Source organism: Alcaligenes sp. GCM10023179 (assembly GCF_042653705.1).
Lineage (GTDB): Bacteria > Pseudomonadota > Gammaproteobacteria > Burkholderiales > Burkholderiaceae_B > Alcaligenes > Alcaligenes phenolicus.
In genome coordinates this window covers 321,389-336,616 of record NZ_JBHSIQ010000003.1, presented here as the reverse complement: position 1 = coordinate 336,616, position 15,228 = coordinate 321,389, and the positions used below count along the sequence as shown (strand labels likewise).

Genomic DNA, 15,228 nt, shown 5'->3' with positions numbered 1-15,228 from the left:
CCGTTAGTCTATGAGCGAATGATACACTAACAGCGTTAGGTTGCAAATATCGGAGAGAACATGGCAACAAAAGCGCCCCGTATTCAACGTGAACACATCATCCAGACAGCGCTGGACTTGCTGGACCAGGAGGGGCTGGAAGGCCTGACTTTGCGCAAACTGGCTCAGGCCCTGAATATCCAGGCCCCCTCGCTGTATTGGCATTTCAATGCCAAGCAAGCCTTGATTGATGGCATGGCTGACGCGTTGGTAGAAAACATGGCGCGACACAGCCCAAGCAACCAAGCCTGGGATGAACAAGTTCGGCATCTGGGTCTGGAGTTCCGGCAGGCCCTGTTGCAAAGACGAGACGGCGCTCGAGTCTTTGCGGGTACCTATGTAGTCACCGACAATGTGCTGCGCACCAGCGAAGCCTTTTTGTCCGCTTTCATGCAGGCAGGCGCAGACAGCCAATTTGCTGCCGAGGCCAGCTTTAGCCTGATTTACTACATTCTGGGTTTTGTCATGGAAGAACAGGCTCTGGGGCCTGGCAGCACATTGGACCTGTCTTTACGCAAACAGGCTTTTTTAGAATTGGCTCAAGAAAAGTACCCCAGCAACTGGCAGGCACGTGAGGCGATTTTTTCCGATGACTTTACGGGCCGTTTTATCACTGGCCTGAACCTGTTGATTGATGGTACAAAGCAGCGCATTCAAAACAAATCATAAACAGACATTCTCAGGACCCGCACATGCACGTTGCTACACAGGAATTCCCCCTTATCTGGATCTCGAACAGCGCCCCATCCAATTGGAAAGCGGAACTGGAAGCCTTGCTGGAGCAAGGACAACGCTTTGTCTTGCTGACCCGCGAGCTGCCTGGTGCAGAGGAAGGCACGGACAAGGAGGAATTCTCGCAATGGATCAAGGCCAACCGCAGCCGTCTGAGCGTGTCCTGTGCCGCCAGCCTGGTAGTTGTCAGCAATGCCTTGATGGCCTTTTCCTTGAATGCCTTTGTCGCCCCTTTGAGCGAAAAATTCGGCTTTCCAGTCCGCGTAGTGCATGAGGACGATCTGGACGCGCAAGTTACCGCTTTTCTGGCTGCCAGCCCGGAAGTCGCAGACAGCTAAGCAGTACGAGTTGCAACTTTATAGGCCCTACACTGTCCATTATCTTTTCTGATTTTGGCTGTCACCCGTTTGAGTCTCTCCCCACATCTCCCCACACTGCCGCCTGTACTGGCAGGCCCTATTTTGCGTCGCCTCGATTCCCGGCGCCTGGTGCTATGGCTGGTTGGCAGCTCGGTCTTGACCCTGGACCTGCTTCTGGAAGCAGAGGGTGCCGCTCCCCAGCGTATTCCACTCAGTAGTGAGCACTGCCGCATCGTACAACTGGGCAAGCATGCCTTTATCCATTTCCTGGATGTACAGCTGACCACAGCCCTACCCCAAGACACGCTTGTTCACTACGATTTGCTCGCCTCAATCGAAGGTGGACCGGAGCAAGGGATTGCTGATTGGGCTCCCCATCTGCTGCACCAGGGTCAAACCCGGCCCAGCTTTGTGCTGGCCAGCCGCGCTGACAATCTGATGTTTGGTTCCTGCCGCAAGCCTCATCACGCCGCACGCGATGGTTTGGCTCAGGCAGACACAGTCTTGAGCGAGCACATTACCCAGGCCCATGCCCGGCCTGCCTTGCTGATGCTGTCCGGAGATCAGGTTTACGCCGACGATGTGGCCGGTCCCATGCTGGCGGCCATTCATGCCTTGATTGAGCGGCTAGGCTTGTATGGGGAATATCTGGAAGGCGCCGTCGTCTCGGATAGCGAATCGCTTTACCGGCACCCCGCCAGCTACTACCGACGTGCGGATTTGCTGCCTGCCTTCAAATCCAACGAAGATCTGCGCGAGCGCTTTTTTGGTGGTGTGGAAAAACCGATTTTCACCACTGCCAACGCACACAATCACTTGGTCACGCTGGCCGAAGTCATGGCCATGTATTTGCTGGTTTGGTCCCCCATCCCATGGCAAATCATTCCAGAGCCTGATCCTCCCCAATTGGAGCCCAAGCATCAGCAACGCTGGCAACGCGAGGCACTGGCATTGGAAGGTTTCCGTCAGGACCTGCCCCAAGCAGCACGCCTTCTGGCCCACGTGCAAACCTTGATGATTTTTGACGACCACGACATCACCGATGACTGGAATTTGTCCGCCAAATGGGAAAGCGTCGCCTATGGCCATCCTTTTTCACGGCAGATCGTAGGCAATGCCCTGATCGCCTATATGTTGTGTCAGGGTTGGGGCAACCGGCCCGAGGTGTTTGAGTCGGTGCTGAATACGGTGACCGCCTGGACCAGCCAGCCGGATGAACATCAGCGTCTTGAACATGAAGCTCAAGATGCGCTGATCAAGGAACTGCTGGAGTTTCGCCAATGGGACTATGTGCTGCGCACCCAGCCTACGCTGATCGTGCTGGATACACGCACGCGCCGCTGGCATAAACGCCGTTTGCCCAGTCGCCCGTCCGGACTGATGGATTGGGAATCCTTGACCGAGCTTCAACACGAATTGCTGGATGAGCGCGCCGCCATCATTGTGTCGCCCACGCCCATGTTTGGCGTCAAGCTGATCGAAGTCATACAAAGCATTTGCACGTACGCGGGTTTTGCCCTGACGGTGGACGCCGAGAACTGGATGGCCCACAGAGGGGCTGCCAACACCATGCTGAACATCTTCAGGCACTCACGCACACCCGGAAACTACGTGATTCTGTCCGGCGATGTGCACTATTCCTTTGTCTACGATGTACAGGTGCGCCATAGCGGGCACATTCCACATATCTGGCAAGTCACCAGCAGCGGCATCAAGAACGAATTTCCGGAAGCTTTATTGAACTGGCTGGATCGGCTGAACCGCTGGCTCTACTCGCCGCGATCCCCTCTGAACTGGTTTACGCAACGCCGTGACCTGAGCATCAGCCCGCATCTGCCGGATCAGCGCAAACAGGGGGAACGGGTATGGAATGGTTCCGGAATCGGCCAGATCTGGCTGGATGAGGAAGGTCGCCCCGCCCGCATCCTGCATCACAATGCCAACAAAAAGCCGCCTACCGAATTTCTGCCTCCGGATCAGGAGAAGAAAGGGGAAGGCGGCTAGCGTCTGGCTACAGCAGGTAGAACTTACTGACCTGCTACAGAGCTGACATAAGTGGCGACAGCATCACGCTCTTCGTCACTCATGGTTTGTGCAAAAGAAGGCATGGCGCCCATGCCTTCTTTCATGACCTTCAGGATCTGTTCCTTGCCTGGCTTGAGTTCATCCAGATCCGGACCAATGGCCCCGGCTGAACCAGCATCAGCCAAGGTATGACAGACCGCACAGGCAATGGGTTTGGCACCTGTCAGAAACAGTTCCTTGCCTTGCTCCTGAGCGTAGGCTTGAGTACTAAAAACAAATACAGATACTGCAGCAACTAGATATTTCTTCATGATTCCCTTCCATAGCCGCCCCGAGCTGACGGGGCGGGTACAACATTCAAGACTTAAACGACCGTGACAGCCAGCATGTGGTCGCGCCAGCTATTGTTCAGATAGCCACGGTTATTAGGTACGCGCTCTTCAGGCTGTACCGTGCCTGCTTCGCTGGTCGCGCGACTGGCAATCTCATACTTGCCTGGTTTCAAATCCACGCCTGCAACGAACTGACGCCACGCATACTTGCCCAGATCAGGGCCTACAAACGTCGCTTTCACCCAGTTCTTGCCACCATCCACGGACACTTCCACTTCTTTGGCTGCCGACATGCCTCCAAAAGCCAAGCCCTGGATCTGTACCTTGCCGGCCTTGAGTTCTTCGCCAGGCTCACCACTAGGGCTGGTCACCCAGGACTTGACAGGCATTTCCCAAACCGACTCCTGATTGGGGTTGGACTTCTCACCCACAGGCGCCAAACGGTAGCTGTTTTGCTGAATGTTGGCAGCAGACTGCTCTTTGGTAAACGCCAGTTGCTTGATGTACTTGACGTTATTGACCCCGGTGTAACCCGGCACGATCAAGCGCAAGGGGCCGCCGTGAGCCAAGGGGATGGGCTGACCATTGATCTCCCAGGCCAGGATAGCGTCATCAATGGCTTCCAGGGGAATCGAACGCTCTACCATAATGGTGTTCGGGTCCAGCCCTTGAGGAATTTCCTCGCCGCCCTGACCGGTCATGTACTTGGCGCCCTCCTCCATGCCGCCCACAGCCTCCAGCACGGCCTTGATCGGCACGCCGGTAAAGACCACACAGCCAGCGGCACCTACCGTCCACTGAGTACCACTGGGTTTTTCAGGGAAAAAAGCACGACCATTACCCGAACACTGCAGCACCATGGGCACAGCCACCAGACCCAGGCGTTTCAGCTCGGCGACGCTCATGTCTTTCGGGTTCTTCACGCCCTTGATCGACAGCACCCAGGCGTCCGGATCAGCCACGATCTGCTCGGATGGGGGGGCCACGTTATTACGCACGAACAAGCGATCCAGCGGCGTGATCAAACCCGAGCCAAAAGCGCTGCGTTTGGTTTCAATAGTGTTGGCACTGTGCACGATCAAGCTGTCGGCATGTTTCCAGGATGCATAGGCTGGCAAGGCCTTGGCCTGCGTTTTTGCCTTTTCCTGAGCCAGTGCCGCTGACAAAGGAGTCAAGCTTGCTGTACCGGCCAGGGCCATCACCCCGCCCGTCGACAAAAGCATACGCCGGCGTGAGAGATTGCTAGGTTCCATGATCGCCTCCATGTGTGTTTGTTATCTGTAATTAATTTAGGCTTCGATTTTATGGGGGCACCAGCTTTATAACTAGAATCTATAACCCTTATATATAACGATCATATAGAGCTTTAAAGAAGGAAAACAAAAACGGGAAAGTCGCTTGAAACAAGGGTTTCCCTGCAATCTCTGTGTTTATCCAAAACGTGAAATAAGGTGAGAAATTTTTCCTGGGAGGCATCCGCGTCGAGCACGATGAAGAGTAAAAATGAAGGGCTTGAAATAAAACGGCTGTAAAAACTGCGGCTGTTTGAAAATTTCCATGACATAGGGCAGGCCATAAAAAAGCCCCCGGAGTTTCCGGGGGCATTCAAACTGCGATTGACTGATTCAGTCGTTGCTTCGCTTTTTAGCTAACAGGATCCAGTTTGGCAATGGCCAAGGCCAGAGTCTTGCTGCCGACTTCACGAAACTGAATCAAGGCCTGGGCATCGTCACCCTGACCCGTCAGATTAATAATGGTGCCTTCACCAAAGCGGTTGTGATGCACCCCCTGCCCCACCCGGAAAGTCTGGCCATTCACTTCCAGCACGCTGGTGTGACTGCGACCGCCGTAAGGCTGGGCTGAATAGCTCTTGTCCTTGGACTCCCAGCTTTGACCACGACGGAAGGCCCCCGAACTGGCCTCTGACTGCACGGGTGTACTGGTATAGCGGGCCGACAACCATTTGATGTGTTGCTCCGGCAGCTCTTCCAGAAAGCGCGAACGCATGGCGTAACGCGTCTGGCCATGCAACATGCGGCTTTGCGCCAGAGTGATGTACAAACGCTGACGCGCCCGCGTAATCGCCACGTACATCAAACGACGCTCTTCCTCGATCCCACCGGGGTCGAACAAGCTGTTCTCATGCGGGAACAAGCCCTCTTCCAGACCGGTAATGAAGACGGCATCGAACTCCAGGCCTTTGGCTGCGTGGATCGTCATCAACTGAATGGCGTCCTGGCCAGCCTGGGCCTGATTGTCCCCTGCTTCCAGAGAAGCATGAGTCAGGAAAGAGCCCAAAGGCGACATGGGGGCCAGCACAGAGGCAGCCGGTTGATCCGGGTTCTGCATGGCCTGCTCGGACTCGCCCGCCACTGCTTCGGGGACTCGACCTGCGGGCAGCTCGGCAAAGCCTTCTTCACCCACAAAAACCGTGGCCGCGTTGACCAACTCCTGCAAGTTTTCCAGCCGTTCGGCACCTTCGCGGTCGGCCTGGTAATGGGCCAGCAAGGTACTGTCGTGGACAACGTGCTCAATCAGCTCGGGCAAGGACAGGATCTGCGCCTGGCTGGCCATATCCTGAATCAGGTTCGAGAAACGCATCAGGCTGGCAGCCGCACGTCCTTGCAGGTAAGGAATGGCACGCAGCAAGCTGGTACCACGCTCACGCGCCAGATCAGCCAGCTGCTCCACAGAGCGAGCACCAATCCCACGAGTCGGGAAGTTCACGACGCGCAAGAAAGCGGTGTCATCATCCGCGTTATCCATCAACCGCAAGTAAGCCAGTACGTGCTTGATTTCCTGACGCTCGAAAAAGCGGTGGCCGCCATACACTTTGTAGGGCAAGCCTTGGGAAAACAGTCTGTGCTCGATCACTCGGGACTGGGCGTTGCTGCGATACAGGATGGCAATTTCACGGCGTGGCTTGCCTTCGGCGATCAGGGCGCGGACTTCGTCCACAATCCACTGCGCTTCCAGGGCATCCGAGGCCAGTTCGCTGATGCGTACCAGCTCGCCTTCGCCACTATCGGTCCATAAATTCTTGCCCAGACGGCCGCTATTGTTTTCGATCAGCGCGTTGGCCGAATCCAGAATATGGCCGCAGGAACGGTAGTTCTGCTCCAGGCGTATCACATTGCCACGGGCATAGTCGCGCTCGAAGTCGGCCATATTGCCCACGTTCGCGCCACGGAATGCGTAGATGGACTGGTCATCGTCGCCCACGGCAAACATGCAGGCCTGATCGCCGGCCAAAAGACGCAACCAGCGATACTGCAGCACGTTGGTGTCCTGGAACTCGTCGACCAGAATGTGTTTGAAACGGCGCTGATAATGCTCGCGAATCGGGGCATTGCGGGACAACAGCTCGTAGGCACGCAGCAGCAGCTCGCCAAAGTCCACTACTCCTTCACGTTCGCACTGCTCTTGATAAAGCTGATAAAGCTCGATCAGGCGGCGGCGGTGAGGGTCGTGCGCTTCCAGGTCGCCAGGACGTTGGCCATCTTCTTTACAGGCGTTGATGAACTTCTGAATTTCCTTGGGCGGAAATTTCTCGTCATCCACATTATTGGCCTTGACCATACGCTTGATGGAGGCCAACTGATCTGCCGTATCCAGAATCTGGAACGTCTGCACCAGACCGGCATCACGGTAATGCATGCGCAACAGGCGATTGCACAGGCCGTGAAAGGTCCCGACCCACATTCCGCGGGTATCGATAGGCAATAAAGAAGTAAGCCGCGTCAGCATTTCGCGCGCGGCTTTATTGGTGAAGGTAACAGCAGCAAGGCCATGTGGGCTGACCTGCCCGGTCTGGATTAACCAGGCCATTCGGGAGGTCAGTACACTAGTTTTTCCGCTACCCGCTCCGGCCAGCACCAGGGCATGGCCAGAGGGTAAAGTAACGGCGGCTCGCTGTTCCGGGTTTAAGCGATCCATCATGCCGCGTAGCGGCGCAGACGCAAGGCGAACTGCTCAAGACTTTCAATACCACTTTGCTGAGCGCGCTGGCACCAAGTGCGCAGGTCGGACAGCAACTGCTCGCTGGAGGCACTGGAGCTTTCCCAGATACCAGCCAGTTCACGCTGCATGCGAACCAGGATGGACAGGCGGGAATCGCCAGCCGCTACGGTTTCCAGTTCAGCGCGCTGCTCGGGAGCCAGAACGTCGTCGCCGCGACCAATCCAGTCGTTGCAGCTTTCCAGCAGGGACCAGGAGCAATTCGGGTTGTCCTTGTTCACTTGTGGCTTCAGACGAGCGATTTCTTCCGAGGCCGTGGTTTTGATGATGTCAGCATAGCGGGCCAGAATTTCGTAGCGGTGAGTAATCACGCCCTGCAAGGTGGCCAGGCTGATGCCTTCCAGCGGAGCATTCGAAGGCACGCTAGGCTCCAGACGCAGCTTGGGAGCGACCTTCTTGACCTTGGCCAGACCCAGTGCCTTGAACACCGAGATGTAGCACCAGCCCAAGTCAAATTCGTACCATTTGCTGGAGAACTTGGCGGACGTACCGTAAGCGTGGTGATTGTTGTGCAGCTCTTCACCACCAATGATGATGCCCCAAGGGAACACGTTGGTGCTGGTATCAGGGCTGGCAAAGTTGCGGTAACCGATAGCGTGACCCAGACCGTTCACCACACCGGCTGCCCAGAAAGGAATCCAGGCCATCTGGATAGCCCAGACAGTCAGACCCAGCAGACCGAACAGGAACAGATCAATACCCAACATGATGGTAATACCTAACATGCTGTATTTGCTGTACAGGTTGCGCTCGAGCCAGTCATCGGGCGTGCCGTGACCGAAACGCTTCAAGGTTTCAGGGTTGGTGGCTTCCTGACGGTACAGTTCTGCACCACGGAAGAACACCTGGCCCAGACCAAAGACCACAGGGGAATGGGGATCGCCTTCACGTTCGCATTTGGCGTGGTGCTTGCGGTGAATCGCAACCCATTCTTTTGTGACCATACCGGTGGTCATCCAGAGCCAGAAACGGAAGAAATGCATCAGCGCAGGGTGCAGGTCCAGCCCGCGGTGCGCCTGACTGCGGTGGAGAAATACGGTAACTGACACAATAGTGACATGCGTCACCGCCAGAATGACAAGAGTGAGCTGCCACCAAGACAGTTGCAGCCATCCGTCAGCAAGAAAAGAAAGAAACGATTGCATAGACCCTTTTAGACCTGATCTTTGTGTTAAGGGAAACCGGAAAAGTGTAGCCCACCTAACCAGTTAACAATAACACTATTTAAGGACGAACTTGCTTTAAATCAAGCACTTTCCGTGATTCGTTCAAGTGCCGCACCAAAGAAACAGTCGGTTTGGTGACGGTCCGTGCGCAGATTCAAATAAGGCCCCTCTAGCGCGAGGGCCGGACATTTGTCCTTCAAGATTTCCCGGGCGTCCAGCAGTTTGAATTCGGGATGTTTGTCCAAGAATGCCTGCACTTGCTGCTCGTTTTCTTCAGGCAAGAAACTACATGTTGCATAAACCAAACGACCTCCTGGTGCGACACAAGCCGCGGCTTGCTCCAGAATGTCGGCCTGCATCTGAGTGTACTGCTCCAGAGCTTGGGGGTGTTGACGCCACTTAAGATCAGGATTCCGACGCAAAGTTCCCAATCCACTGCACGGAGCGTCTACCAATACACGCTGTGCCTTGCCATGCAGGCGGCGAACTCGCTGGTCGCCCGCTTCCTGAATCACGACAGGCACCACATTGGACAGACCAGCACGGGCAAAGCGCGGTTTGGCCTTGTTCAAGCGGGTGGCCGACACGTCAAAGGCGTACAAACGGCCTGTGGAGCGCATCAAGGCGCCCAGCAGCAGGGATTTGCCACCGGCACCGGCGCAGTAGTCAATAACCATCTCGCCACGGCGAGGCTCCAGCAAGGCGGTCAGCAACTGGCTGCCCTCTTCCTGAATTTCCAGCTCGCCCTTCTCATACTGTGGCCATACTGCGACAGATGGGCGGCCTTCAATACGGATACCCCAGGGCGAAAACGGCATGGCAACCGGCTTGAAACGAGCCATGGGGCCGTTTTGCAGCTGACGCAACACAGTATCGCGCTCGGCTTTCATGGGGTTGACGCGCAGATCCAGCAAGGCCTGCTCGTTCATGGCGGCCATCAACTTGTAGGAATCGGGAATCTCTTTCAGACGCTCTTCCAGCCACTCGGGCAGGCTCAGACGCACGCCAACCGGCAGACCGTCCACATTCAGGGCGCGGATATGGCCCAGCCACTGGCGCTCTTCTTCCGTCAGCCCCAAAGACAGGGATTCCTGACCGATAGCCGTAGAAAGGCCCAGAATGGCCAGACGACGGGTAGATGGGCCTACGCCGCTTTCCGCCCAGTTACGGTACTGACGCAGGTGGCGCAGCACATCAAACACGGCCTCACGGATCTCGGCACGGTCACGCGAGCCCATTTTGGGGCGTGTACGCGCCCAGCGTGTCAAGGCCAGGTCGGCGGGGTGCTTCCACTGCAAAACTTCACCCAGGGCGCTGGAGACCTGCTCCAGACGGCGCTGTGCCATCGCGCCCGGCTCGGGTGGACCCGAGGGTTTGTCGCGGCGTGCTGCATAAGGGCGACCACGCGCTCCGGACTCGTTACGTTGGGCAGACGAGGACGGGCGCTTGCGGTCCGAGCGGCCGCGGGATTGTTGGTGATCAGACATGAATATTCAAAAATTCCAAATAGCCCGCTCAATCAGGCGGGGAAATAAAAGCCGCGATGCGCAAGTCCGGCAACCTCGACACGGCCATCAGCCTGCAAACGCACCCGTCCCTCGATCAGCCAGCGTACGGCCTCGGTATAGACGTGGTGTTCGGTTGCCAAAACGCGCTCTGCCAGAGTCTGTGCATCATCGTCGTGCAGGACGGGCACGATACTTTGGGCAATGATGGGACCATCATCGAGCACAGGGGTCACAAAGTGCACCGAGCAGCCGTGAAACTGCACGCCCGCGTCAAGTGCCTGTTGATGGGTATTCAAACCGGGAAAGCTAGGAAGCAAGGATGGGTGTATATTGATGAGCTTGCCTGCATAGTGCTGAACAAAATCGGTGCTCAGGATGCGCATGAATCCCGCAAGTAGAACATAATCTGGCTGGTAGCGGTCAATCACGCGTGCCAAAGCCTGGTCAAAGGCTTCACGTGTTGCAAATTCGCGATGCGAAACCGTCTCGGTAGGCAGCCCTTGACGCTGCGCCCATTCCAGTCCGGGCGCATCGCCCTTGTTAGAGATGACCGCCTCGATACGGCCATTTAAGCCCGCTGTCTTGATCAGTTCGCCTATGGCCTGCAAGTTGGAGCCCCGGCCTGAAATAAGCACAACAAGGCGACAAGGTAGGGTGGAATCGGTCAAAATCCTGTTTCCCGAGAAATAACGAATCCAAAATTGTAAACTCTCGCTTGTGAAATCTGATCTAAAACTCTATCGCTCTCTGCCGCGGCGCAACAGCACGGCCCGCAGCGCTGTCACCATTGGCAATTTTGACGGGGTCCATCTGGGCCATCAGGCCATCTTGCATCGCGTCAATGAAATGGCGCGTCAGCAGGACCTGAGCTCCTGTGTAATGACCTTTACGCCCCACCCGCGCGCCTTTTTTGCGCAGCGCGGCCAACGGCCCGAACTGATCCCCACGCAGATCAGCGGCCTGCGTGACAAGGTCGAAGCCCTGCATCAATGCGGCATTGAACAAATTTATCTGGCCCGCTTCAATCAGGCCATGGCCGATATGTCTGCCGCTACCTTTATTGACGAGATTCTGGTCCAGGGTCTGAACACTGGCTGGCTGCTGGTGGGCGAGGATTTCCGCTACGGTCACAAACGCGCCGGCGACATTGAAATGTTGCGCGAAGCGGGCCAGCGCCATGGCTTTAGCGTCGAAACCCTGCACGATGTGGCCGATGCCGATGGCCGCCGCATCTCCAGCTCGGAAGTGCGCACCGCCCTGGCCGTGGGCCAGCTGGACCGCGCCCGTGCCCTGCTGGGCAAGCCCTTTCATATTAGTGGTCATGTCATTCATGGCCAGAAACTGGGCCGGGACATTGGCTACCCGACCCTGAACGTGCGTGTTCCTGAACACTGTGCCGCCCGCTCCGGTGTGTACGTGGTCCGGGTGCACGGACTGACCGGACAGGCTCTGCCCGGCATTGCCTCCTTGGGGGTACGCCCAACCGTCATAGACCAGGGACGGCTGCTGTTAGAGGTGCATTTACTGGACCAACGCCTGGATGCTTACGGTAAACTTGCCCGTATAGAATTTCTGGAATTTGTCAGGGACGAGGAAAAATTCCCGGACCTCATCACAATGATCGCCGCCATCGACAACGATGCACAACGCGCTCGCGACTACTTTGCTTCAAATGGACTATAAAAACTCTCTCAATTTGCCCGACACTCCCTTTCCCATGCGTGGTGACCTCGCCAAACGTGAGCCGGGCTGGATTAGCCAGTGGGAAGAAAACAAAGTCTATGCAGCAATTCGGCAAGCCAGTGCCGGTCGTCCCAAATTTATTTTGCACGACGGCCCTCCCTATGCGAACGGCGACATTCACATTGGCCACGCGGTCAACAAAGTTCTGAAAGACATCATCGTCAAAAGCCGCAATATGGCTGGCTTTGACGCGCAATACGTGCCCGGCTGGGACTGCCACGGCATGCCCATTGAAGTTCAGATCGAAAAGAAATACGGCAAGAACCTGCCTGTGGCTGAAGTTCAGGCCAAGGCGCGCGCCTACGCGCTGGAACAGATCGACAGCCAGCGCAAGGACTTCAAACGCCTGGGCGTGCTGGCCGACTGGGAGAACCCTTACCTGACCATGAATTTCAGTAACGAAGCCGACGAGCTGCGCGTACTGTCCAAGATCATGCAAAAGGGTTTCGTGTTCCGTGGCCTGAAGCCCGTGAACTGGTGTTTTGACTGTGGTTCCGCCCTGGCAGAAGCCGAGGTTGAGTACGCCGATCGCACCGACCCGTCCGTGCACGTGGCCTTCCCCTTCGCGCAAAAAGACAAGCTGGCCGCCGCCTTTGGCGTGGACAGCGTGGACGATGGCGCCATCGTTATCTGGACCACCACCCCCTGGACCATCCCTGCCAACCAGGCACTGAACGTACACCCTGAAATCAGCTACGCCCTGGTCAAGCTGGACAGCCCACGCGCCACCGGCTCCATGCTGATCGTGGCCGAAGAGCTGGTGAAGTCCTGCCTGGAGCAATGGGGTCTGAGCGGCCAGGTCGTGGCCACCGCTACCGGCGAAGCCCTGAACCTGATCGAATTCAACCACCCTCTGGCTCACGTGGACGCAGGCTACCAACGCCGCTCCCCCGTGTACCTGGGCGACTATGTCACCCTGGACAGCGGTACGGGCGTGGTGCACTCGGCCCCGGCCTACGGTATTGAAGACTTTATCTCCTGCAAAGCCCACGGCATGAAGGACGACGATATGCTCACGCCCGTGATGGGCAATGGGCATTACGCCGAAAATCTGCCTCTGTTTGGCGGCCAGATGATCTGGAAAGCCAACCCGCAAATCGTGGAAGCCTTGCAGAACGCCGGCACCTTGCTGAAAACCGAACAGCACCCGCACAGCTACATGCACTGCTGGCGTCACAAGACGCCCATCATCTACCGTGCCACCAGCCAATGGTTTGCCGGTATGGACAAGGAAAACAGCAGCGGCCGTAGCTTGCGTGAAATGGCGCTGGAAGCCATTGATAACACCGAGTTCTACCCCTCCTGGGGTCGTGCCCGCCTGCACGCCATGATCGCCAACCGCCCGGACTGGACTTTGTCGCGTCAGCGCCAATGGGGTGTGCCCATGGCTTTCTTTGTGCACAAGGAAACGGGTGAACTGCACCCCCGCACGCCCGAGCTGATGGAACAAGTAGCCGAGCGTATCGAAAAGAGCGGTATCGAAGCCTGGCAAAACCTGGACCCACGCGACCTGCTGGGTGACGAGGCCGATCTGTACGAGAAAAACCGTGACACGCTGGACGTGTGGTTTGACTCGGGCACCACACACGCCACCGTGCTGGGCGGCAAGGACCACACGACTCACGGCTCGCACGCTGACAAGCTGCAATGGCCTGCCGACCTGTACCTGGAAGGCTCGGACCAACACCGTGGCTGGTTCCACTCGTCCTTGCTGACGGGCTGCATGCTGTACGGCCGCGCACCCTACAAAGCCCTGCTGACCCACGGTTTCGTGGTGGACGGCAATGGCCGCAAGATGAGCAAATCGCTGGGCAACATCATCAAGCCGCAAGAAATTGCCGACAAGATGGGTGCCGAGATCATGCGCCTGTGGGCCGCCTCTACCGATTACTCGGGCGAGCTGTCCATCTCCGACGAAATTCTGAAGCGTGTTGTGGAAGGCTACCGCCGTATCCGCAATACCTTGAAGTTCCTGCTGGGTAACCTGGCCGACTTCGATGTCACCCAACATGCTGTGCCTGTTGATCAACTGACCGAAATCGACCGCTACGCCCTGCAAATGACCGCCGACATGCAGGCCGAGTTGCTGGAGAACTACAAGCGCTACGAGTTCCACCCCATCGTGGCTCGCTTGCAGACCTTCTGCTCCGAAGACCTGGGCGCGTTCTACCTGGATATTCTGAAAGACCGTCTGTACACCACGGCTAAAGATGGCCAGCCACGCCGCTCGGCTCAAACCGCGCTGTATCACCTGACACAGACCCTGCTCAAGCTGATGGCTCCTATCCTGTCTTTCACGGCAGAAGAAGCCTGGCGCGACATGCACGGCGGCTCAGTTCCTAGCGGCACCATCTTCACCGAGCTGTTCCATGCCCTGCCGGAGCAAGGCGAACAAGCTGCACTGAGCACCAAATGGCAACGCCTGCGCGCCATCCGTGCCGACGTGATGCGCCGTATTGAAGATGTACGTAGCACCGGTGCCATCGGTTCCTCGCTGGCGGCCGAAATCGACATCTACGCTACCGGGCAGGATCTGGAATTCCTGCAATCCTTGGGACAGGACTTGCGCTTCATGCTGATCGTCTCGCGTGCTGACGTGCACGCTGGCGAAGGCGACTTGCGCATCGACGTTACCCCTACCGAGCAGGCTAAGTGCGAGCGTTGCTGGCACCACCGCCCAGACGTAGGCCAGAGCGCCGAGCACCCCACCTTGTGTGGTCGTTGCGAGGACAATCTGTTTGGCGAAGGCGAAGTACGTCACCATGCCTGATAAGGACATGGCCCCTTCTCCCGGCCAGGCCCGACTGCCCTCGCGGCAGTTCTGGGCCTGGATTGGTCTGGCCGCCTTTATTGTCGGCCTGGACCAATGGACCAAACAGTATTTCGACAGCAACCTGTTCTATCAGGAACGTTGGAATATCCTGCCCTTTTTTGATTTCACCCTGCTCTACAACCCCGGCGCGGCGTTCAGCTTTCTGGCCGGTGGTCAGGGTTGGCAGCGCTGGTTCTTTGTCGGCATTGCAGCCGTTGCCACGGTCTTTATCGTGACCATGCTGCGCCGCTCGGCCAAGCAACCCTTGTTTTGCCTGTCGCTCAGCCTGATTCTGGGCGGTGCCATCGGCAATGTGGTGGATCGCCTGATGCACGGGCACGTGGTAGATTTTCTGCTGTTCTACTGGAATCAATCCTACTTTCCGGCCTTCAATATTGCCGACGTCGCCATCAGCTGCGGCGCTGCCCTGTTGGTGCTGGACGAGTTCATGCGCATGCGCCGCAACAAACGACAGCGCTCCTGAGTCTGTAAGGA

General features: G+C 57.0%; 12 protein-coding genes. 6 read left to right on the top strand and 6 right to left on the bottom strand.

Annotated elements, in window-relative coordinates:
* Positions 1-60: 60 nt before the first annotated feature.
* The 3 genes from ACFPDR_RS15470 to ACFPDR_RS15460 all read left to right on the top strand — a co-directional run bounded on the left by ACFPDR_RS15470 (position 61) and on the right by ACFPDR_RS15460 (position 3,134).
* Positions 61-708 carry a TetR/AcrR family transcriptional regulator C-terminal domain-containing protein gene (locus tag ACFPDR_RS15470; RefSeq protein ID WP_376911405.1) on the top strand — a complete coding sequence of 216 codons (648 nt, stop codon included), beginning with the start codon at positions 61-63 and terminating at the stop codon, positions 706-708.
* Positions 709-731: 23 nt separating this feature from the next.
* A complete protein-coding gene (locus ACFPDR_RS15465) occupies positions 732-1,109 on the top strand; it encodes a hypothetical protein (RefSeq protein WP_321291441.1) in 378 nt (125 codons plus the stop codon).
* A 123-nt stretch (positions 1,110-1,232) separates the two neighbouring features.
* Positions 1,233-3,134: an alkaline phosphatase family protein gene (locus ACFPDR_RS15460; protein ID WP_376911404.1), complete on the top strand. Its 1,902-nt coding sequence runs from the start codon at positions 1,233-1,235 to the stop codon at positions 3,132-3,134.
* A 23-nt stretch (positions 3,135-3,157) separates the two neighbouring features.
* Here the strand turns inward: ACFPDR_RS15460 and ACFPDR_RS15455 are convergent, their stop codons facing one another.
* The 6 genes from ACFPDR_RS15455 to purN all read right to left on the bottom strand — a co-directional run bounded on the left by ACFPDR_RS15455 (position 3,158) and on the right by purN (position 10,846).
* Positions 3,158-3,466, bottom strand: a complete 309-nt coding sequence (locus ACFPDR_RS15455; RefSeq protein WP_052159170.1) for a c-type cytochrome — start codon at positions 3,464-3,466, stop codon at positions 3,158-3,160.
* A 53-nt stretch (positions 3,467-3,519) separates the two neighbouring features.
* A complete protein-coding gene (locus ACFPDR_RS15450) occupies positions 3,520-4,740 on the bottom strand; it encodes a sulfite oxidase (RefSeq protein WP_170978564.1) in 1,221 nt (406 codons plus the stop codon).
* 391 nt (positions 4,741-5,131) lie between these two features.
* Positions 5,132-7,426: a UvrD-helicase domain-containing protein gene (locus tag ACFPDR_RS15445; RefSeq protein ID WP_060185991.1), complete on the bottom strand. Its 2,295-nt coding sequence runs from the start codon at positions 7,424-7,426 to the stop codon at positions 5,132-5,134.
* Complete coding sequence (locus ACFPDR_RS15440) at positions 7,423-8,649, bottom strand: fatty acid desaturase (RefSeq protein ID WP_026482877.1); 1,227 nt, start codon at positions 8,647-8,649, stop codon at positions 7,423-7,425. The genes ACFPDR_RS15445 and ACFPDR_RS15440 overlap by 4 nt, the downstream gene beginning before the upstream one ends.
* 101 nt (positions 8,650-8,750) lie before the next feature.
* Positions 8,751-10,016 (bottom strand): RsmB/NOP family class I SAM-dependent RNA methyltransferase, encoded by a 1,266-nt coding sequence (locus tag ACFPDR_RS15435; RefSeq protein ID WP_045931823.1) that lies wholly within the window; start codon positions 10,014-10,016, stop codon positions 8,751-8,753.
* A gap of 173 nt (positions 10,017-10,189) precedes the next feature.
* Positions 10,190-10,846, bottom strand: coding sequence for a phosphoribosylglycinamide formyltransferase (purN, locus tag ACFPDR_RS15430; protein ID WP_026482878.1), 657 nt, complete (start codon positions 10,844-10,846; stop codon positions 10,190-10,192).
* A gap of 49 nt (positions 10,847-10,895) precedes the next feature.
* Between purN and ACFPDR_RS15425 the strand changes: the two genes are divergently transcribed.
* From ACFPDR_RS15425 to lspA, 3 genes are read left to right on the top strand one after another with little or no spacing between them, the layout of a single operon-like run.
* Positions 10,896-11,861: a bifunctional riboflavin kinase/FAD synthetase gene (locus ACFPDR_RS15425; protein ID WP_083053755.1), complete on the top strand. Its 966-nt coding sequence runs from the start codon at positions 10,896-10,898 to the stop codon at positions 11,859-11,861.
* On the top strand, positions 11,851-14,691 hold the full coding sequence (gene ileS, locus ACFPDR_RS15420; RefSeq protein ID WP_376911403.1) for an isoleucine--tRNA ligase: 2,841 nt from the start codon (positions 11,851-11,853) through the stop codon (positions 14,689-14,691). The genes ACFPDR_RS15425 and ileS overlap by 11 nt, the downstream gene beginning before the upstream one ends.
* Entirely contained in the window at positions 14,684-15,217 is a 534-nt protein-coding gene (gene lspA / locus ACFPDR_RS15415) for a signal peptidase II (RefSeq protein ID WP_035268158.1), read from the top strand. The genes ileS and lspA overlap by 8 nt, the downstream gene beginning before the upstream one ends.
* Positions 15,218-15,228 lie beyond the last annotated feature (11 nt).

Bases quoted from the DNA above. Each gene is read 5' to 3' on its own strand.
- ACFPDR_RS15450 (WP_170978564.1), bottom strand. From the start codon at position 4,740: ATGGAACCTAGCAATCTCTCACGCCGGCGTATGCTTTTGTCGACGGGC.
- ACFPDR_RS15470 (WP_376911405.1), top strand. From the start codon at position 61: ATGGCAACAAAAGCGCCCCGTATTCAACGTGAACACATCATCCAGACA.
- lspA (WP_035268158.1), top strand. From the start codon at position 14,684: ATGCCTGATAAGGACATGGCCCCTTCTCCCGGCCAGGCCCGACTGCCC.
- ACFPDR_RS15455 (WP_052159170.1), bottom strand. From the start codon at position 3,466: ATGAAGAAATATCTAGTTGCTGCAGTATCTGTATTTGTTTTTAGTACT.
- ACFPDR_RS15445 (WP_060185991.1), bottom strand. From the start codon at position 7,426: ATGATGGATCGCTTAAACCCGGAACAGCGAGCCGCCGTTACTTTACCC.
- ACFPDR_RS15465 (WP_321291441.1), top strand. From the start codon at position 732: ATGCACGTTGCTACACAGGAATTCCCCCTTATCTGGATCTCGAACAGC.
- ACFPDR_RS15435 (WP_045931823.1), bottom strand. From the start codon at position 10,016: ATGGCACAGCGCCGTCTGGAGCAGGTCTCCAGCGCCCTGGGTGAAGTT.
- ileS (WP_376911403.1), top strand. From the start codon at position 11,851: ATGGACTATAAAAACTCTCTCAATTTGCCCGACACTCCCTTTCCCATG.
- ACFPDR_RS15440 (WP_026482877.1), bottom strand. From the start codon at position 8,649: ATGCAATCGTTTCTTTCTTTTCTTGCTGACGGATGGCTGCAACTGTCT.